Annotated in this window: 18 protein-coding genes; 3 read left to right on the top strand and 15 right to left on the bottom strand. The window is 69.7% G+C overall.

What is annotated here, in order from left to right; all coding sequences use genetic code 11:
- Positions 1–46: 46 nt before the first annotated feature.
- Complete coding sequence (locus ACGFH6_RS13900; RefSeq protein WP_393383537.1) at positions 47–1,618, top strand: DHA2 family efflux MFS transporter permease subunit; 1,572 nt, start codon at positions 47–49, stop codon at positions 1,616–1,618.
- 99 nt (positions 1,619–1,717) lie between these two features.
- Here ACGFH6_RS13900 and ACGFH6_RS13895 read toward each other — a convergent pair whose 3' ends face one another.
- Positions 1,718–2,074 (bottom strand): iron-sulfur cluster assembly accessory protein, encoded by a 357-nt coding sequence (locus ACGFH6_RS13895; protein ID WP_131514720.1) that lies wholly within the window; start codon positions 2,072–2,074, stop codon positions 1,718–1,720.
- A gap of 157 nt (positions 2,075–2,231) precedes the next feature.
- On the bottom strand, positions 2,232–3,326 hold the full coding sequence (locus ACGFH6_RS13890) for a glycerate kinase (protein WP_393383535.1): 1,095 nt from the start codon (positions 3,324–3,326) through the stop codon (positions 2,232–2,234).
- 62 nt (positions 3,327–3,388) lie between these two features.
- On the opposite strand from ACGFH6_RS13890, the gene ACGFH6_RS13885 reads away from it, so the two are divergent.
- Positions 3,389–3,790, top strand: a complete 402-nt coding sequence (locus ACGFH6_RS13885; RefSeq protein ID WP_393383533.1) for a VOC family protein — start codon at positions 3,389–3,391, stop codon at positions 3,788–3,790.
- A 4-nt stretch (positions 3,791–3,794) separates the two neighbouring features.
- On the opposite strand, the gene ACGFH6_RS13880 is transcribed toward ACGFH6_RS13885, so the two are convergent.
- From ACGFH6_RS13880 to ACGFH6_RS13845, 8 genes are all read right to left on the bottom strand, one after another.
- Positions 3,795–4,868 carry an SRPBCC family protein gene (locus tag ACGFH6_RS13880; RefSeq protein WP_393383531.1) on the bottom strand — a complete coding sequence of 358 codons (1,074 nt, stop codon included), beginning with the start codon at positions 4,866–4,868 and terminating at the stop codon, positions 3,795–3,797.
- Positions 4,865–5,719, bottom strand: coding sequence for an FAD binding domain-containing protein (locus ACGFH6_RS13875; RefSeq protein WP_393383529.1), 855 nt, complete (start codon positions 5,717–5,719; stop codon positions 4,865–4,867). Before ACGFH6_RS13875 ends, ACGFH6_RS13880 begins: the two co-directional genes overlap by 4 nt.
- A complete protein-coding gene (locus ACGFH6_RS13870; RefSeq protein WP_393383527.1) occupies positions 5,716–8,100 on the bottom strand; it encodes a xanthine dehydrogenase family protein molybdopterin-binding subunit in 2,385 nt (794 codons plus the stop codon). The genes ACGFH6_RS13875 and ACGFH6_RS13870 overlap by 4 nt, the downstream gene beginning before the upstream one ends.
- Entirely contained in the window at positions 8,097–8,567 is a 471-nt protein-coding gene (locus tag ACGFH6_RS13865) for a (2Fe-2S)-binding protein (RefSeq protein ID WP_360440022.1), read from the bottom strand. Before ACGFH6_RS13865 ends, ACGFH6_RS13870 begins: the two co-directional genes overlap by 4 nt.
- Positions 8,568–8,640: 73 nt before the next feature.
- Positions 8,641–9,762, bottom strand: a complete 1,122-nt coding sequence (locus ACGFH6_RS13860; RefSeq protein WP_393383525.1) for an XdhC family protein — start codon at positions 9,760–9,762, stop codon at positions 8,641–8,643.
- Positions 9,755–10,849 (bottom strand): VWA domain-containing protein, encoded by a 1,095-nt coding sequence (locus ACGFH6_RS13855; protein WP_393383524.1) that lies wholly within the window; start codon positions 10,847–10,849, stop codon positions 9,755–9,757. Before ACGFH6_RS13855 ends, ACGFH6_RS13860 begins: the two co-directional genes overlap by 8 nt.
- 6 nt (positions 10,850–10,855) lie before the next feature.
- Positions 10,856–11,731 carry an AAA family ATPase gene (locus ACGFH6_RS13850; protein ID WP_393383522.1) on the bottom strand — a complete coding sequence of 292 codons (876 nt, stop codon included), beginning with the start codon at positions 11,729–11,731 and terminating at the stop codon, positions 10,856–10,858.
- A 39-nt stretch (positions 11,732–11,770) separates the two neighbouring features.
- Positions 11,771–12,346, bottom strand: a complete 576-nt coding sequence (locus ACGFH6_RS13845; RefSeq protein WP_393383520.1) for an NTP transferase domain-containing protein — start codon at positions 12,344–12,346, stop codon at positions 11,771–11,773.
- Positions 12,347–12,419: 73 nt separating this feature from the next.
- Here ACGFH6_RS13845 and nadA point away from each other — a divergent pair, with 73 nt between their 5' ends.
- Positions 12,420–13,610 carry a quinolinate synthase NadA gene (gene nadA, locus ACGFH6_RS13840; RefSeq protein WP_393383518.1) on the top strand — a complete coding sequence of 397 codons (1,191 nt, stop codon included), beginning with the start codon at positions 12,420–12,422 and terminating at the stop codon, positions 13,608–13,610.
- 161 nt (positions 13,611–13,771) lie between these two features.
- Here the strand turns inward: nadA and ACGFH6_RS13835 are convergent, their stop codons facing one another.
- The 5 genes from ACGFH6_RS13835 to ACGFH6_RS13815 all read right to left on the bottom strand — a co-directional run bounded on the left by ACGFH6_RS13835 (position 13,772) and on the right by ACGFH6_RS13815 (position 17,825).
- Positions 13,772–14,959 (bottom strand): glycosyltransferase family 4 protein, encoded by a 1,188-nt coding sequence (locus tag ACGFH6_RS13835; protein WP_393383516.1) that lies wholly within the window; start codon positions 14,957–14,959, stop codon positions 13,772–13,774.
- Positions 14,959–15,375 carry an adenylyltransferase/cytidyltransferase family protein gene (locus tag ACGFH6_RS13830; protein ID WP_131350933.1) on the bottom strand — a complete coding sequence of 139 codons (417 nt, stop codon included), beginning with the start codon at positions 15,373–15,375 and terminating at the stop codon, positions 14,959–14,961. Before ACGFH6_RS13830 ends, ACGFH6_RS13835 begins: the two co-directional genes overlap by 1 nt.
- Complete coding sequence (locus tag ACGFH6_RS13825; RefSeq protein ID WP_393383514.1) at positions 15,375–16,103, bottom strand: CDP-alcohol phosphatidyltransferase family protein; 729 nt, start codon at positions 16,101–16,103, stop codon at positions 15,375–15,377. The genes ACGFH6_RS13830 and ACGFH6_RS13825 overlap by 1 nt, the downstream gene beginning before the upstream one ends.
- On the bottom strand, positions 16,100–16,525 hold the full coding sequence (locus ACGFH6_RS13820) for an adenylyltransferase/cytidyltransferase family protein (protein ID WP_393383512.1): 426 nt from the start codon (positions 16,523–16,525) through the stop codon (positions 16,100–16,102). Before ACGFH6_RS13820 ends, ACGFH6_RS13825 begins: the two co-directional genes overlap by 4 nt.
- Positions 16,526–16,622: 97 nt before the next feature.
- Positions 16,623–17,825: a glycosyltransferase gene (locus tag ACGFH6_RS13815; protein WP_393384820.1), complete on the bottom strand. Its 1,203-nt coding sequence runs from the start codon at positions 17,823–17,825 to the stop codon at positions 16,623–16,625.
- Between the last annotated feature and the right edge of the window lie 115 nt (positions 17,826–17,940).

Here is a 17,940-nt window from a genome sequence, read left to right as displayed (position 1 = left end):
GTTCGTTAACGAACACCGTTCGCGCCACGTACTCCAGGAGCCACCGATGAGCACCTCAACCACCACCCCACCGGAGCCACCGGCCACCCAGACCGCCGCAACCGCCACGGCCACCGCCGCGACCGGCACCGGCACCGGCACCGGCACCGGCACCGACAACCAGGCCACCGCCAAGACGGCACCTGGCACCGCCAGCCCGACAACAGGCAAGACGACGAGCGGTACGCCGTACAGGTGGCGCTGGATCGTGCTCGCGACCGTGTTGATCGCGGAGATCATGGATCTTGTCGACGCGACGATTGTCAACATTGCGGCGCCGTCGATCCGGGCCGAGCTCGGTGGGTCCGAGTCCGCAATGCAGTGGATGCTCGCCGGCTACACGCTCGCCTTCGCGATCGGTCTGATCAGCTTCGGCCGGCTCGGCGATCTGGTCGGTCGCCGGCGGCTGTTCCTGATCGGAGCGATCGGCTTCACCGTCGCGTCCGCGGTCTGCGGGTTCGCCACCTCACCGGAACTGCTGATCGGCAGCCGGGTCGCACAGGGACTGCTCGGCGCGGTGATGATCCCGCAGGGGTTCGCGATCCTGAAGGCGGTCTTCCCGGCGGAAGAGATCGGTAAGGCGTTCGCGATGTTCGGTCCGGTGATGGGATTGTCTGCAGTCGCGGGCCCGATCCTCGCCGGTGTGCTGATCGACGCGAACTGGTTCGACGCCGGCTGGCGGATGATTTTCTTCATCAACGTTCCGATCGGCATCGCCGCCCTGGTCGGCGGGCTCCGGTTCATGCCCGAGGTGAAGACACCCGGCGCGTCCCGGCTCGACACCGCAGGCGTCGTACTGGTCAGCCTGGCGTCCGGGCTGCTGATCTACCCGCTGGTCCAGGGCCGCGAGCTCGGCTGGCCGGCCTGGTCGATCGCGATGATGGTCGCGTCCATCGGGGTGTTCGCGCTGTTCGGCTGGCGTGAGCGCCGCTCCGGCAACCCGGTCATCGACCCGTCGCTGTTCCGCAGCCGCGGGTACGTCGCCGGCCTAGCCGTCATCACCACGTTCTTCCTCGCGATGTCCGGCTTCACGCTGGTCTTCAACCTCTTCACCCAGCTCGGTCTGCACTACAGCCCACTGAAGGCCGGCCTTGCGATGGTGCCGTTCTCGCTCGGCATCGCGATCGGAGCGCCGCTGTCCGGCGGCCTGCTCGCACCGAAGTTCGGCCGCAAGGCACTGCAGCTCGGGGTCGCGGTGATGACTCTGGCGATGGGCGGCGTGTGGCTCACCCTGCACACGTACGGCGATGCCACCACGATCTGGAACCTGGTCCCGGCAACCCTCGCGACCGGTATCGGCGCCGGACTGGTGTTCGCCCCGCTGTTCGACATCATCCTGGCGTCGATCGACGACCAGGCGGCGGGCTCGGCGTCCGGCGTACTGACCGCGATGCAGCAGTTCGGCGGTGCGATCGGGGTCGCGGTGATCGGCACGATCTTCTTCCAGCTGCTTCCGGCGCATGCGTTCCTCGGCGCCACCAAAACCGCGGTGCTGGTCGCGATCGGGATGTTCCTGATCAGCCTCGCCGTCACCTGGCTGCTGCCGAAGCGCGCCCGCGAAGGCGCACCCGCGCACTGAGGGACCCCACGACTGCGCAGGTCAGGCGGCGTGTCGCCGACCGGGTCCGGGCACGACGAAGCCCCCGGCACCAACAGGTGCCGGGGGCTTCGAGGAGGCTCAGTTGAACGAGTCGCCGCAGGCGCAGGAGCCGGTGGCGTTCGGGTTGTCGATCGTAAAGCCCTGCTTCTCGATCGTGTCGACGAAGTCGATCGAGGCGCCCTTCAGGTACGGCGCGCTCATCCGGTCCGTCACCACATTCACGCCGCCGAAGTCGGCCACCACGTCACCGTCGAGCTGACGCTCGTCGAAGAACAGCTGGTACCGAAGCCCGGAGCAGCCACCCGGCTGCACGGCGACCCGCAGCGCGAGGTCGTCGCGGCCTTCCTGCTCGAGCAGCGCCTTCACCTTGGCGGCGGCCCCGTCGGTGAGGAGAACACCCGTGGCGACGGTCTGCTCGGTCTGCGCTTCAGTCATTCCTGACTCCAGTCATCTCGTGAGCGCCCGGCTACCGTGTGGGCAGGCAGCCGCGCGCGGAAAGTCCGCTGTCATTTCGGACCAACAAGCGCCGATCCGGAACCATTCCCATGGTCGCACACCAATTTCCAGGATCAACAACCCCGGTCGCAGGTGATCAGCGGGCCCAGGTCCGGGCGACACGCTCCGCAACCGCCGCCAGGGAGCCGTGCGGGTCGGCGAAGGCGCGCTCCTCCCCCACCGCGTCGACCAGCGAGTACGCCGACTCGACACCCATCGTGCGCATCTCGCGGGAGCCGATCTGGACCTTGCCGGCCAGAACGACGCACGGGCGCATGGCGTCGTTCGCGACCTTCGCGACGCCGGCGATCACCTTCCCGTCGCGGGACTGGAAGTCGAACGCGCCCTCACCGCTCAGCACCAGGTCGACCCTCGACGCCTTCTCCTTCAGGCCGGTCAGGTCGGCGACCAGGTCGATGCCGGAGATCCGCTCGGCGCCGAGGAGTAACAGCGCGTAGCCGAGACCGCCGGCGGCGCCGGCGCCCTTCTGGTCGGCGGTCTTCCGGCCGGCCAGCTCGGCGAACCTGGTCAGCCAGCCGTCGACCGCCGGCTTGCGTTCGTCGGTGATGCCCTTCTGGGTGCCGAAGATGTTGGTCGCTCCGCGCAGACCGAGCATCGGGTTCTCCACGTCACTCGCCGCGACGAACTCGATCCCGGCCACCCGCTCCCGGGCCGGCTCCAGGTCCACGGCGGTCAGCTCCGCGAGCCCGGTGGCGCCGCCGTCGAGGCGGCCTCCGGTCGCGGTTGCACCGAGGGCCGCCAGCAGTCCGGCGCCCGCGTCGTTCGTCCCGGAGCCGCCGAGTCCGAGGATGATCCGCTTCGCACCGGCCTCGACCGCGGCCGCGATCAGCTGACCCACGCCGTACGTCGTCGCGTCCTCGGGCCGGCGCTGCTTCGGCTCCACCAGGTGCAGGCCGCACGCCTGCGCAGTCTCGACGTACGCCGTTTCGCCCGCGAGGAGCACGGTCGCCGGGGTGTCGTCGCCCAGCGGGCCGCGGACGGTGACGGACAGGAGCGTCCCGTCGACGACGGCGGACAGCACGTCGATGAACCCGGGACCGCCGTCGGCCATCGGTGCGACCAGCACCTCGGCCTGCGGATCCCGCCGCCGCCACCCTTCCTCGATCGCCGCGGCCGCCTCGACGGCCGTCAGCGTGCCCGCGAACTTGTCCGGCGCAATCAGCACTCGCATGCCGACATCCTCTCCCACCGCGTGCGTTGACGTGCGCGGGTGCCGTCAGTTGGATCGTCAACATGAAGACAATCCTCTTCGCGTTGCGCGTGGGTGACCTCGAGCGTTCGCTCGCCTTCTACCGGGGTGTGGGGTACGCCGAGCTGGGCACGGTGCCGTTCGACGACGGGTCGAGCCTGGTGTGGCTGAAGCTGCCCGATGAGTCGGCCGTGTCGCTCGAGCTGGTCCACCGCCCGGCGGACGGACCGGTCGTCGTCGGCGGGTTCGCCCACTTCGCCATCGAGGTCGAGTCGCTGACCGCAACCGTCGACCGGCTGACCGCCGCTGGTCTCGATCCTGGCGCTGTCGAGTTGCCAGGAGGTCAGGACGGTCCGAAGACGTCGTGGGTGACAGACCCCGACGGCTACCGCATCGAGCTGGTCGAGTGGCCGCCCGGCGGCCCACCCACCCCCGAGCAGCCGTGACCGGTCAGCGGCGGAACAGGCGGCGAAGCAGTAGAGCGACAACTGCCCCGATGAGGTAGGGGCGAGCGCGGCGAGCCAGCACCGGGAGCATCGTCGTGACCAGATTGAGCTCCACCGGCTCGGAAGCGGCGCCGGACGCCGACGCAGAGGTGCTGTCTGACGGCGACGCGGACGTCGCGTCGGACGCCGAGCCGGAGGCAGACACCGGGCCGCCACCACGCGCAGTCGCGGAGGATGCGGCGGTGCCGGCGGCGGGTGCTGCCGCGGCAGCGGGCTGCCCCGTGCTGGCGGGTTGATCGGTGCTGCCCGGCTGGCCGGCCCCGGCGGCGCGCGCTGAGCCTGCGGGCTGGGCTGAGCCCGCAGGCCGGGCTGAGCCCGCGGGTTGGGCTGGGCCGGCGGGCTGGGCCTGGGCAGCGGGTTCGGTGGAGGGAGCGGACGCCGCCGGAGTCGCCGGGGTGGTGGAGGGAGCGGACGCCGCCGGAGTCGCCGGGGTGGTGGAAGGGGCGGACGCCGGCGGAGTCGCCGGGGTGGTGGAAGGAGCGGACGCCGGCGGGGTCGCGGGGGTGCTGGAAGGGGCGGACGCTGCCGGAGCCGCGGGGTTGGTGGAAGGGGCGGGCGCCGCGGGGGTGGTGGGGGTTTGGAGGGTTGTGGTGAGGCAGGTGGTGAATTGGTCCAGGAGGCGGTCGGAGACTTCTTGGATGAGGCCTCGGCCGAACTGGGCGGGGCGGCCGGTGATGGTCAGGTCGGTGTCCACGGTGACCTGGGTCGACGTGGCGTCGGCCGCGGTCAGGCGGGCGACGACCCGGACGCTGGCCGTGCCGTTGCCGCGGCGGTCCTTGCCCTTGGCCTCGATCACGGCGTGATGGTCGGACTCGTCGCGCTCGACGAACGTGCCGTTGCCGGAGTACTGGAGTGACACCGGCCCCAGCTTCACCTTGCAGGAGCCGGTGAACTCGTCACCCTCGGCCGACGTCAGGGTGGCGCCGGGAAAACACGGCACCACCCTTCCGAGGTCGTTGAACGCGACCCATGCCTCGTCGACGGGAGCCGGTACGACGAACTTGTGCTCGAGCTTCATCCGGTCCCCGCCGCCGCGAGCACCGCACGCCGCGTCAGCACCGACGCGAGATGCCGCCGATAGTCGGCATCACCATTGAGGTCGGAGACCGGAGACGTCCCGTCGGCCGCCCGGGCCGCGGCCTCGCGCACGGCCTCCGGGGTCGCAGGCCCGCCGACCAGCGCGGCCTCGACCGCGCTCGCCCGGATCGGCGTCGAGCCCATGTTGGTGAGCCCGACTCGCGCCTCCGCGATGGAGTCCCCGTCCAGCCGGACCGCGGCCGCCACGGCCACGATCGACCATTGCTGCGCGACCCGGTTGAACTTCTCGTAGTGCGCGCCCCAGCCGGTGTACTTGGGCACCCGCACCTCGACCAGCAGTTCGTCCTCGGCGAGCGTCGTACTGAACACGCCCTGGAAGAAGTCGGCAGCGGCAACGGTACGTCGGCCGTCCGGGCCGGCGATCACGAACGACGCGTCGAGGGCAACCGCCACGGCCGGCAGGTCCCCGGCCGGATCGGCATGCGCCAGCGAACCGCCGAACGTACCGCGGTGCCGCACCTGCGGATCAGCGATCGTTGCCGTCGCCAACGACACCAGCCGGGCGTGCTCCCCGACCAGCGGATCGGCCTGCACCGTGCTGTGCGGGGTCATCGCACCGATCACCAGCGCGTCGCCGTCGTCGCGGACGCCCTGCAGTTCGCCGATCCGCCCGATGTCGACAATCGTCTCGGGCGCCGCGAGGCGTAGCCGCAGGACCGGCATCAGGCTCTGGCCACCGGCCAGCACCTTCGCGTCGGGCTGCTCCCGCAGCAGCGCGACCGCCTCGTCGACGGTCGACGGCGTGAAGTACTCGAAAGCTGCCGGGATCATGACCGCGCCCCTTCCTGCAAGGCCTTCCAGACCCGGTACGGCGTACAGGGCATCGGCACGTCCGACACGCCGAGGTGGCGGACGGCGTCGACAATCGCATTGACGACAGCCGGGGTCGAGGCGATCGTGCCCGCCTCGCCGACGCCCTTCACGCCGAGTTGGTTCGTCGTCGACGGAGTCTCGGTCCGGGCCGTGGTGAACGACGGCAGATCGGCCGACGACGGGACCAGGTACTCGACGAAGGACCCGCTCACCAGGGTGCCGGTCTCGTCGTGTACGGCCTCCTCGAAGAGCGCCTGCGCGATGCCCTGCGCCAGCCCGCCGTGGACCTGGCCCTCGACGATCATCGGATTGACGACAACCCCGACGTCGTCGACGCTCACGTACGACCGGATCGTGGTGCCACCGGTCTCGGTGTCGACCTCGACCGCGCACAGATGCGTACCGTGCGGGAAGGAGAAGTCCTCCGGATCCAGCGTCGCGTCGGCATCCAGGCAACCTTCCGCGGAGCCGTCGAGCTTGTGCCCCTGGAAGACCGCGAACGCGAGCTCGGCCATCGTCATCCCCGACTCGGTCCCGCGTACGCCGTACCGGCCGCCCGTGAACTCGAGGTCGTCGACGTTTGCCTCCAGCAACTGCGCGGCGATCGGCTTGGCCTTCTCGATCACCCGGTCGGCCGCGGCGAGCACCGCCATCCCACCGACCGCCAGCGACCGCGAGCCGTAGGTGTCCAGGCCGCGCGGCGCGACCTGCGTGTCACCGTGCAGTACTTCGATGTCCTCGAAGCCGACACCGAGCCGGTCGGCGACGATCTGGCTCCACGCGGTCTCGTGTCCTTGCCCGTGCGGACTCGTCCCGGTGATGACCTCGACCTTGCCGGTCGGCAGCATCCGGATCGACGCGTGCTCCCAGCCACCACCGACGTACCCCATCGAGCCGAGCCAGCGCGACGGCGCCAGCCCGCACATCTCGGTGTACGTCGAGACGCCGATGCCGAGCTGGACCGGGTCACCGGACTCGCGCCGCTTCAGCTGTTCGGCGCGCAACTCGTCGTACCGGAAGAGCTCGCGGGCCTTCGCGGTCGCGGCCTCGTAGTTGCCGGAGTCGTACTTCAGCCCGGCCACCGTCGCGAACGGGAACTCCCCGTGCTTGATCCAGTTCCGCTCCCGGATCGCCAGCGGGTCGACCCCGACCTTCGCGGCCAGCTCGTCCATCAGCCGCTCGACCGCGAACGTCGCCTCCGGCCGGCCTGCGCCGCGGTAGGCGTCGGTCCAGGTCTTGTTCGTGAAGACGTTCGTGCACTTCAGGTGGTACGACGGGAACTTGTAGATGCCGTTGTACATGAAGGCGCCGAGCAACGGGATCGCCGACGTGACCAGGCCGAGGTAGGCACCCATGTCGGCCAGCAGTTCGACCTTGAGACCGGTCACGTCGCCGTCGTTGGTCGCGGCCAGCGTCAGCTTCTGCCACTGGTCCCGGCCGTGGTGGGCGGCCATCAGCGACTCCGACCGGGATTCGCTGTATTTACAGGGCTTTCCGGTCCGCCGGGCCGCGATGACGGTGAGCACTTCCTCGGGCGTGAACTGGAGCTTGCCGCCGAATCCGCCGCCGACGTCCGGCGCGATCACCCGGATCTTGCTCTCCGGGATGCCGAGCACGAGCGCGATGAAGATCTTGACGAAGTGCGGTACCTGGGTCGACGACCACACCGTCATCTGTTCGGGCGTCGGATCGACGACGATCGACCGCGGTTCCATGAACGCCGGGATCAGCCGCTGCTGGCGGATCTCCTTCTCGATCACGATTCCGCCGTCGCGGGCGGCCGCGATCGCGGCCTCGACGTCGCCACCGGTGCCGGCCGAGGCCGAGTCGAACGACCACACCGCCGACACGTTCGTGCCCAGATCCGGGTGCGCGAGCGACGAGTCGGTCGCGGCCTGGCGCAGGTCGAGGACCGGCGGCAGTTCCTCGTAGTCGACGTCGATCAGGTCGGCGGCGTCGTTCGCCTCGGCCGCGTTCCTGGCCACCACCATGGCAACGATCTCGCCGGCGAACGCGACGTGGTCGACCGCCATCGACGGGTGCACCGGTGCCTTCTGCTCCGGGACGATCGCCCAGGCGTTCGGCAACGCGCCCTGTTCGTCGGCGATGTCGGCCCCGGTCAGTACGGCGACCACACCGGTGGAGGCCCGAGCGGCCTCGGTGTCGATCGCGGTGATCCGCGCATGCGCGAACGGGCTGCGGACCATTGCCAGGTGCAACATGCCCGGAAGCACGATGTTGTCGGTCCAGCGCGTCCGGCCGGTGACGAGGCGGGCGTCCTCCTTGCGCAAGCGCGGGTTGCCGACCTCTGCGGCCGGGCGTGCCTCGGTGGTCGTCATTGCGCACCTCCCGCAGCGGCGGCGGCGCGGACGGCCTTGACGATGTTCTGGTAGCCGGTGCACCGGCAGAGGTTGCCTTCGAGCCCGAGCCGGACGTCGTCCTCGGACGGGTCCGGATTGTCGGCCAGCAGATCGATGGACTGCATGATCATTCCTGGCGTGCAGTAGCCGCACTGCAACGCGTGGTTCTCGTGGAAGGCCTGCTGCATCGGATGCAACTGCCCGTTGGCCGCGAGACCCTCGATCGTCGTCACCTCGTGCCCGTCGGCCTGGACCGCGAACACCGAGCAGGACTTCACACTCCGGCCGTCCAGGTGAACCGTGCAGGCGCCGCAGTTGCCGGTGTCACAGCCGACCACGGTCCCTGTCTTCCCCAGTTGCTCGCGCAGGTAGTGCACGAGCAGCGTGCGCGGCTCCACTTCGTCCGTGAAGCTGCTTCCGTCGACCTTCACCGTGATCCGGGTCATCGCCCCGCCTCCAGAAGTGAGCAAAGTCGTCCGTTCGATCCTGCTCTCCTGTGATGTCCACCACAAGAGATGTTCAATGGTGAATCGGCCCTGCCACCGTCGACAGCCGGTCGCCGGCACCGCCCCAGCGCAGGGCGATGATCTCGGCCGCGATGCTGATGGCGGTCTCCTCCGGCGTCCGACCGCCGAGGTCGAGACCGATCGGGCTCGCCAGCCTGGCCAGCTCCTCCTCGGTCAGACCCGCCTCGAGCAGCCGCTTAACGCGGTCGTCGTGAGTCCGCCGCGAGCCCATCGCCCCGATGTAGGCGAGCGGCGGCAACCGCAACGCCACCTCCAGCAGCGGTACGTCGAACTTCGGGTCGTGGGTCAGCACACAGATGACGGTCCGTCCGTCGATCCGCCCGGCCTCGGCCTCGGCCTTCAGGAAGCGATGCGGCCAGTCGACGATCACCTCGTCGGCCGACGGGAACCGCGACGCCGTCGCGAACACCGCCCGCGCATCGCACACCGTCACCCGATACCCCAGGAACGATCCGAGCTTCGCCACCGCCGCGGCGAAGTCGATCGCACCGAACACCAACAGCCGCGGCACCGGCGCGTGCGACGACACGAACACCCGCATCCCCTCGCCGCGCCGTTGCCCGTCCGGCCCGTACTCCAACGTCTCCGTCCGCCCGCTCGCCAACAGCCCGCGCGCGTCGTCGGCCACCGCGTCGTCGGCTCGCGACGACCCGAGCGTCCCCGCGATCGGCTGACCGACCGGGCGCACCACCATCCGGCGACCGACCCTGGCCGGATCGGGATGCGCGATCACAGTCGCCACCGCCACCGGCCGCCCGGCCTCGACGTCGGCCGCCACCTCCCCCAGCTCGGGGTACGACGAGCGATCGACCCGCTCGACGAAGATGTCGATGATCCCGCCACACGTGAGCCCGACGGCGAACGCCGACTCGTCGCTCACGCCGTACCGCTGCAGCATCGACTCGCCGGACTCGAGGATCTCCTCGCCCAACTGGTAGACCGCGCCCTCGACGCAGCCTCCCGACACGCTGCCGACCGCCTCGCCGTCAGGCCCGACCAGCATCACCGCACCCGGCGACCGCGGCGCCGACGAGAACGTCGCGACAACAGTGCCCACGGCAACCGACTCGCCCGCGCGCCACCAATCCATCAATCGCTCGAGCACATCACGCATCGGCAACCACCTCCAGGAGATCAGCAAAACTGGCCAGGCTGTGCCCCGCGACGAGTTCGTCCAGATGGGGTAGCACCGCAACGATCCCGGTCTGCACAGGCAGGTATCCGGGCTTGCCGCGATGCGGATTCAGCCAGACCACCCGATGCGCCAGCGCGGCCAGCCGCTGCACCTGCGCACCGAGCAACGTGGTGTCGCCGCGTTCCCAACCGTCGCTGCACACCACCACGATCGACCGGCGCGCCATCCCTCGCTGGCCCCAGCGGTCGAGAAACACCTTGAGCACTTCACCGAGCCGGGTGCCACCCGACCAGTCCGGTACGACGCTCCCCGCCGACCGCAACGCGGACTCCGCATCGCCTCGGCGCAACGCCGGAGTCACCCGGGTCAACCGGGTCCCGATCGTGAACACCTCGACCGACCGTGGAGCGCGTTGGACCATCGTGTGCGCGAGCCGCAACAGGCTGTCGGCGTACGGGCGCATCGAACCGGAGACATCGACCAGTACGACGACCCGGCGCGGTCGGGTGCCGCGGCGGCGGTAGTGGACGCGGGCGGGCTCGCCGACCTGCCGCAGTTGGGCCCGGAGCGTCCGCCGTGGATCGATGTCGCCGCGATGCGACGGACGTCGCCGGACAGTACGACGTACCGGGATCCGCGGACGCAGGGACCCGAACAGGCGGTTCAGCCGGGCCCGATCAGCCGCGGACAGTTCGGCGACGTCGCGGTGCCGGAGGACTTCCGTCGTACTCGCGGAGGCGTTCGACGACTGGTCGCCGTCCTGGCTTCCCGCACTGTCGTCCACCTCGAGGGCAGCCTGAACCGAGGACTGCTCGGTCGTACGCCGGGCCGCGCCGTTCGACCGTTCTCCGGAGAACCAGGCGGCGAACACCTCGTCGTACCGGGCGGTGTCGTCGGGTCCCGTGCACAGTGCGGCGCGGCCGGCCCAGTAGACATCCGCGGCGACGCCCGCGTCGAGCGTCGCGACCGCTTGGAGGAAGAGGTGCACCCGATCGGAAGTGACTGCCAGCCCCGCGTGCCGGAGCGCCGACGCGAAGCCGGCCAACGCGAGATCTGGTGCGGTCATCTCTCCTCAGCTCGCCAGCAATCGGTCCAGTGATTCGCGCACCCGGTCGGTGTCCTCGCGGTACTTGAGCACGGCACCCAACGTCGCCGCCGCGGTCTCCACGTCGAGGATCTCGGTGCCCAGGGCATCGAGTGCGCGAGCCCAGTCGAGGGTCTCGGCGACCCCGGGCGGCTTGAGCAGATCCAGCTCACGCATCCGCTGCACCGAGCGCGCCACCTGCTCGGCCAGCCGGTGCGAGACCTCCGGCAGCCGGGTGCGGACGATCTCGACCTCGCGGGCCAGGCCTGGGTGGTCGATCCAGTGGTACAGGCAGCGGCGCTTCAGCGCGTCGTGGACCTCGCGGGTGCGGTTCGAGGTGAGGACGACGATCGGCGGGGTCTCGGCAGTGATCGTGCCGAGTTCGGGGATGGTGACCTCGTACGTCGACAGGACCTCGAGCAGGAACGCCTCGAACTCGTCGTCCGCGCGGTCGATCTCGTCGACCAGCAGCACCGCCGGGCTCTCACGGAGCGCGCGCAGCACCGGGCGGGCGAGCAGGAAGCGCTCGTCGAACAGGGACTTCTCGACCTCTTCGACGGCCGGGTCCGAACTGGTCGCCTCGACCGTGCGCAGGTGCAGGATCTGGCGGGGGAAGTCCCAGTCGTAGAGCGCCTGGGTCGCATCGATGCCTTCGTAGCACTGCAGCCGGATCAGCTGCAGGTCGAGAGCTTCGGCGATCGCCGCGGCCAGGGAGGTCTTGCCGGTGCCGGGCTCGCCCTCGAGCAGCAACGGCCGGTGCAGGGCAAGCGCCAGGTACCCGACCGTGGCCAGGCCGTCGCCGGCCAGATATCCGGTTCCGCGCAGCCCCTCGGCGAGCTCTGCCGCGGAACCGAACAAGTTCATCTTTTCAGCATCTCGCAGCCGCAACACCGTTGCCAAGGCTCAGTCGGCGAGATGTCCATCCGGCAGTTGGTCCACCGTGTCGACGTCAGCGCCCTCGGCGACATCCGCACATTCAGCCCTTTCTGCTTGATGTTTCCTCAGATACTCCCGAGCCCCGCTGTCCCCCTGCGCAGTTGCGATGATCCCGTCCCAGTGGTCCCGGCCCAGGAACACCGGGTGCCCGGGCTGGCCGTCGTACACCGCTCGGACCAACGCCGAGCGGCTTCCCGTGACGCGGCGTACCGCGGCTGCCGTGAGGCCCGGGACATCGACCGGTACGACGACCACTCCGTCGACATCCCGCGGTGACGCCTTCAACCCTGCCCGGAGGGAGGCGCCCATCCCCTCGTCCCAGTTCGTTGCCTCGACCACCTGGACGGGCTCGTCAGCCAGGACCGCTCGGACCTGGTCGGCGGCGGCGCCGATGACGACCAGAACCGGAGCACAGCCGGAGTCGGCCAGGAGGCGGGCGGTCCGGACCACCCACGCCAGGCCGTCGGGGTCGCGGACCAGCGCTTTGGGCGTGCCCATCCGGCGGCCGGCGCCGGCGGCGAGGACGAGGCCTGCGATCTTCACCACCGGAGAGTACCGATTTCACAGTCTGGGCAGTGACGTGCACCACGCGGCGACGGGCACACAGCATGGCACGATGATTGCCGTGACGACGATCGCGGACGGCCCGAAGTCCCTCCCGCTGCTGTTCCTGGGCCAGAGCACCGACCCCCATTCCGAGCGCGGAGTCGAGTGCCCCGGCGCCCTTCCGCCGGCCTCCGACCCGGACCTGGTCGAGCGCGCACTGAAGGCCAAGGCGACCCTCGGCGACCAGGTGTTCGTGCTCGGGCACCACTACCAGCGCGACGAGGTGATCCAGTTCGCGGACGTCACCGGTGACTCGTTCAAGCTCGCCCGCGACGCCGCGGCCCGGCCGGACGCGCCGTACATCGTGTTCTGCGGTGTGCACTTCATGGCCGAGTCCGCCGACATCCTCACCAACGACCAGCAGACCGTGATCCTCCCGGACCTTGCGGCCGGCTGCTCGATGGCGGACATGGCCCGGATCCAGCAGGTCGAGGCGGCCTGGGACGCGCTCGCGGACGCTGGTGTCGCGGACGTGACCGTGCCGGTCACCTACATGAACTCCAGCGCCGACATCAAGGCGTTCTGCGGCCGCAAAGGTGGAGCAGTCTGTACGTCGAGCAACGCCGACACCGCGCTCGAGTGGGCGTTCGAGCAGGGCGAGAAGGTGCTCTTCCTGCCCGACCAGCACCTCGGGCGGAACACCGCCGTACTGAAGATGGGCATCTCGCTGGACGAGTGCGTGGTGTACGACCCGCACAAGCCGGGTGGCGGGCTGACGCGTGAGCAACTGGCCGCGGCGAAGATGATTCTGTGGCGCGGGCACTGCTCGGTGCACGGCCGGTTCACCGCCGCGTCGGTCGACGACGTACGGGCGCGCGTCCCAGGCGTGAATGTGATCGTGCACCCGGAGTGCCGGCACGACGTCGTGTTGAAGGCCGACCTCGTCGGCTCGACGGAGTACATCATCCAGACCCTCGAGACGGCCGAGCCCGGCACGTCGTGGGCGGTCGGCACCGAGCTCAACCTGGTGCAGCGGCTGGCCAAGCAGCACACCGACAAGAACATCGTGTTCCTGGACAAGACGGTCTGCTACTGCGCGACGATGAACCGGATCGATCTGCCGCACTTCGTCTGGGCGCTGGAGAACCTGGTCGCAGGCCACGTGGTCAACCCGATCACGGTCGATGCCGACACCGAGAAGTACGCCAAGCTGGCCCTCGACCGCATGCTCGCGCTCCCGGGTAAGACCGCCCAGGACTAGGCCGTGTCTGGTAATCCCCCGCCTACTGCGCGGCACTCGGCACGGCACCTCGCCGCACTGGCGCAAAGGCCACGATGCTCCGCATCGAGACCTTCGCTCCAGCACGCCGATGCACCGCACCGAGCACCTGCTCGCTACGGCGCGGGATTACCAGACACGACCTAGGACGAAACGCGGGCCGGGGCGTACCACTCGGCCAGGAGATCGGGGAGGCGGTCTGGGCCCCACCGGTCGACCGGAGTAATGCGGCCATGCAGGGACGCGAGGCCCTTGGCGAGCTCGCCGACCACGTCGCCGCGCCAGGAGACGACGGCGCCATCTTCCGGGCCGACGATGACCGACGGGCCGCCGCGGTCCAGGCAGACGACTGGGCAGCCGGACGCCAGGGCTTCTGTCACGGCCCAGCCGGCGGCCTCGCGGAGGGCCGGTGCGAGCAAGGCGTCGGCGCGGAACATCGCTGCCAGTACGTCCTCGCGCGGGAGCTGACCCATGAACTCGACCCGGTCGCGAACGCCCAGCTCTTCCGCGAGGTGCTCGGCGCGCCCCCAGTCCGGACCGTCGCCGATGATCCGCAGCTCCCAGTTCGCCGCCTCGGGACGCGCCAGCGCGCTGATCCCGAGCAACACGCCTTTCCACGGGATCAGCCGGCCGACGAAGAGCGCGGTCTTCACCCCGGGCGCACCGAACGGTTCGTACGGCCCGGACGCGGTGAACCGGCGGATCGCGACGTTCGGCTGCACGACGATCTCGCGCGCGTACGGGCGGAAGGTCTCGGCCACATCCTTGTTCTGGGCAACCATCAGGTCGGCCTTCTGGGCCAGCTTCCGGCCGGTGAGGCGACGCCGGATGCCGGTGTAGGTACGCCGTACCAGCTCGGCCACCAAGCCACGCGGCCCGAGCCAGTGCGCCATCGACAGCGGCGCGGTGGTCGATCCGCCGACCGGTCCCCAGATCACCTTCGCGGACGACTCCTCGACGACGCCCGCCTGCATCCAGTCGACCGCGAACGTCAGGTGGTGGATCACGTCGAACGAGTGCTCCGCATGCAACCGCCGCGCCGTACGCCGGGCCAGGCCCTGCCACAGCGGGTAGTACCAGTAAACGTCGGCCGGGCGGCGACGCAGCCGCAGGACCCACTTCGGCAGCTCCAGCGGTACGACGGTCAACGCCGGCACCGGCCGGATCGCGAGCTCCTCGGCGATCTCGTGGGCGAACTTGCCCCGGGTGAGCAGCCAGACGTCGTGGTCACGCGCCGCGGCCTTCGCCCAGGCCCAGCCGGCCCCCGGCTCCGACCCGCCCTTGGGCCGGCACGCGTACGCGCTGAGCAGGACCTTCGGCCGGGTCGGCATCAGCCCATCCCCTCCAGCAACCTGCGCAGATCCGTGCTCGAGGTCGACGCGGTGTACGGGAAGTAGTGCACCGACGCACCGACCTCACCGAGCAACCGCTCCAGCCGGGTCCCCTTCTCCGTGCCCTTCCAGTCGTCGCCCTTGAACAGGACGTCGTACCGGAGTTGCTTCCACATCTCGAACTTATCGCTGGACCAGTCGCTGACCACCTCGTCGACCAGGCCGATCGCCCGGACGACCTCCATCCGCTCGTCGTGCGGGACCACCGGCGGCCGGCCCTTGATCCGCGCGACCACGTCGTCCTCGACCACACCGGCGATCAGGTGGTCGCAGTGCTCCCGGGCCCGGCGCAGGATGTTCAGGTGGCCGATGTGGAACATGTCGTACACACCGGGCGCGTAGCCGACGATCCCCATCAGCCCACCCCCGGCTGCAGGCTGGCCATCTCCCGGTACCACTTGGCGATCGCGGCCGCCAGGAACACCAGGTTCGCCGCGAGCAGGGCGCCGTACAGCACGATGAACAGCGACGGGCTGCCGAAGGCGAGGAACACCAGGCAGAGCACGCCGTAGTCGGTCGGTGCGATGAGCAACGACTTGACCACCGAGTCGCCGCGCTGGTTGGGCTGCTGCGTCGCGCCGTGGCGCCGGCGCAGCTGGTCGATCAGGATCAGCCCGAAGAACAGCACCGACGACATGCAGACATAGCCGAGCGGGATCAGCAGCAGCGACTCATTGCTGAAGGCATCGAAACGGTAGAACGAGATGAGTACCGCACTGTGCAGCAGGACGATCTTGACCGCGTCGATCATGTGATCCAGCCACTCGCCCAGCGGCGATCCGCCACCGCGCAGCCGGGCCAGCTGGCCGTCCGCGGAGTCGAGGCCGTACCCGAGCACCAGCAGCGCGGTCACGATCAGCGCGAGCCCGAGCGACGGGCGGACCGTCGCGACCAGCACGATGCCGATCAACGAGCAGAAGCCGGACGCGAGGCTCACCTGGTTCGGCGTACGCCGGCCGAGGAACGCCGCAGCTGCGAAGACCCGGCCGATCCGCCGGTTGACGAAGCGCGAGTACGCCGGTGTCCCCGCCGACGGCTTCTGGGCCCGGGAGAGCTGACCGACGACCTCACCCAGGGCGGTCATGCGACGGAACTGCGCGACTGCCGCTGATCGATGGCGGCGCGCAGGATCGGGCTGCGGGATCCGCGACCGGCCGGCAGGACGCTGACCAGCTCGCCCGGTATCCCGTCGAGTTCGTCCACGCCGAGCACGCCGTCGGTACCACTCGCAGCGAACACGGTCTGTACCCCTACTACGCCGGTCAGCCAGTCGGACCGTACGCCGTCCACCACAACCACCTCGTCGACGCAGCGCAGGTGCTCGACGATCTGGATGCGCTCCGGCAGCGGCACGTACGGCCGCGCACCCCACGCGTCCATCGCCCACTCGTCAGTCAGTACACCCACGACCAGCCGGTCACAGCCCTGCCCGGCCCGTCCGAGCACGTCGAGGTGCCCGACGTGGAACAGGTCGAAGACTCCGGCCAGAAATCCGATCCGCGACAAACTCTGATCCCCCAGTGGCTCCGCGCAGGAGCCGTCTCTCGATGAGCCTCGACGGCCCGACACGACGCGTCCCCCCGCGTCAGCGGCACTATACCGGTCAGTCACGGTCCACCCAGCGCCCCCGTCGCGTCCGCCCGCCGTCGGCGTGCCGCGCGATCGCATCGGTGTAGATCCTCTCCGTGGCCGCGAGGTCTCGCTCCGGGGTGAAGCGGTTGAGATAGACCTGCCGGGCTCGTTCGCCGAAGGCTACCGAAGTCCGGGGATCGGTCACCAACCCCAGGGCCTTGCGCAGTCCTTCCGGGTCACCGGGCTCGGTCAGCGCGCCGGTCTCCCCGTCGTCCACCAGCTCGGCCAGTGCCCCGAGCCGGGACGCGACCACCGGGACCCCGTGCGCGAACGCCTCCACCACCACGAGACCGAAGCTCTCATACGAACGCGCCGGTACGACGGCGGCGCGCGCGGACCGCAGTACTTCCATGCTGTCGGCCCAGGGAAGCTGACCAAGCACCTGAATCGACAGGTCGTTCCTGGCGCGCTGCTCCGCCTCGGCGCGGAGCGTGCCGTCGCCGACGACGATCAGCCTCCCGAGCGAGGAATCCCACGCCTGCAGGAGATCCGCGAAACCCTTGTCGTCCTCCAGGCGGCCGAGGAACACGACCGCCTCGCCGGCTCCGCTGCGAACCTGCCCGGAGTGCGGGACGGCATGCGGCTTCACCACGAACAGCTCGGGATCGAAGCCACCGGCGACGTACCGGTCGCGGACGAACGCCGACGGCGCGACCAGGGTCGTCACGTACCGCTGCCAGGTGTGCAGGGTGTTGTGGACGCCGATGCTCGTGGCCAGGGGCAACGTCTGCACGCGCGACTCGCGGTAGCAACTGTGCACCACACCGGCCCACGGAAGCTTGCCGACACAGGACTCGCACGGCTTGCCGTCACGCTGCAGCACCGCGTTGGCGCACATCAGCCGGAAGTTGTGCAGCGTCGCCACCACCGGAAGGCCCAGCCGGTACGCCGCTCGCAGTACCGAGGGACTGAACAGCGGGAACGTGTTGTGCACGTGCACGACATCGGGCCGATTTTCCTGCAATAGAAGTGTTAAATCGCGTTCGGCCGAAAATGACCAGACGGAGCGGAACGGTAACAGTGCGCGATCTTTTCGGCTCATCGCGGCGATATCGTCGCTGTTCCGCGCGTACAGGTCGACCTCATGTCCTGAGTTACGCAGTAAATCAACCGTTTGCGCGACAACGGTGTTCTCGCCACTGGGTTGACCGGTCCGGTAACGGTTGTGCAACATGGCGACCCGCATGGCACTACCTTAAGTCTCGCGGTGGCTACACCTGGTTCCAGGGACCGCAACCCCGGAGGGTGCATTGAGGAAGTTGTGGTTCGCAGCGCTTATCGCTGCTGCG

This window comes from Kribbella sp. NPDC049227, assembly GCF_043197265.1.
Taxonomy (GTDB): domain Bacteria; phylum Actinomycetota; class Actinomycetes; order Propionibacteriales; family Kribbellaceae; genus Kribbella.
This window is presented reverse-complemented; position numbering and strand designations above follow the sequence as displayed.

Excerpts from the sequence above, each read along its gene's own strand:
- ACGFH6_RS13900 (WP_393383537.1), top strand. The coding sequence starts at position 47 with ATGAGCACCTCAACCACCACCCCACCGGAGCCACCGGCCACCCAGACC.
- ACGFH6_RS13895 (WP_131514720.1), bottom strand. The coding sequence starts at position 2,074 with ATGACTGAAGCGCAGACCGAGCAGACCGTCGCCACGGGTGTTCTCCTC.
- ACGFH6_RS13890 (WP_393383535.1), bottom strand. The coding sequence starts at position 3,326 with ATGCGAGTGCTGATTGCGCCGGACAAGTTCGCGGGCACGCTGACGGCC.
- ACGFH6_RS13885 (WP_393383533.1), top strand. The coding sequence starts at position 3,389 with ATGAAGACAATCCTCTTCGCGTTGCGCGTGGGTGACCTCGAGCGTTCG.
- ACGFH6_RS13880 (WP_393383531.1), bottom strand. The coding sequence starts at position 4,868 with ATGAAGCTCGAGCACAAGTTCGTCGTACCGGCTCCCGTCGACGAGGCA.
- ACGFH6_RS13875 (WP_393383529.1), bottom strand. The coding sequence starts at position 5,719 with ATGATCCCGGCAGCTTTCGAGTACTTCACGCCGTCGACCGTCGACGAG.
- ACGFH6_RS13870 (WP_393383527.1), bottom strand. The coding sequence starts at position 8,100 with ATGACGACCACCGAGGCACGCCCGGCCGCAGAGGTCGGCAACCCGCGC.
- ACGFH6_RS13865 (WP_360440022.1), bottom strand. The coding sequence starts at position 8,567 with ATGACCCGGATCACGGTGAAGGTCGACGGAAGCAGCTTCACGGACGAA.
- ACGFH6_RS13860 (WP_393383525.1), bottom strand. The coding sequence starts at position 9,762 with ATGCGTGATGTGCTCGAGCGATTGATGGATTGGTGGCGCGCGGGCGAG.
- ACGFH6_RS13855 (WP_393383524.1), bottom strand. The coding sequence starts at position 10,849 with ATGACCGCACCAGATCTCGCGTTGGCCGGCTTCGCGTCGGCGCTCCGG.
- ACGFH6_RS13850 (WP_393383522.1), bottom strand. The coding sequence starts at position 11,731 with ATGAACTTGTTCGGTTCCGCGGCAGAGCTCGCCGAGGGGCTGCGCGGA.
- nadA (WP_393383518.1), top strand. The coding sequence starts at position 12,420 with ATGATTGCCGTGACGACGATCGCGGACGGCCCGAAGTCCCTCCCGCTG.
- ACGFH6_RS13835 (WP_393383516.1), bottom strand. The coding sequence starts at position 14,959 with ATGCCGACCCGGCCGAAGGTCCTGCTCAGCGCGTACGCGTGCCGGCCC.
- ACGFH6_RS13830 (WP_131350933.1), bottom strand. The coding sequence starts at position 15,375 with ATGGGGATCGTCGGCTACGCGCCCGGTGTGTACGACATGTTCCACATC.
- ACGFH6_RS13825 (WP_393383514.1), bottom strand. The coding sequence starts at position 16,103 with ATGACCGCCCTGGGTGAGGTCGTCGGTCAGCTCTCCCGGGCCCAGAAG.
- ACGFH6_RS13815 (WP_393384820.1), bottom strand. The coding sequence starts at position 17,825 with ATGTTGCACAACCGTTACCGGACCGGTCAACCCAGTGGCGAGAACACC.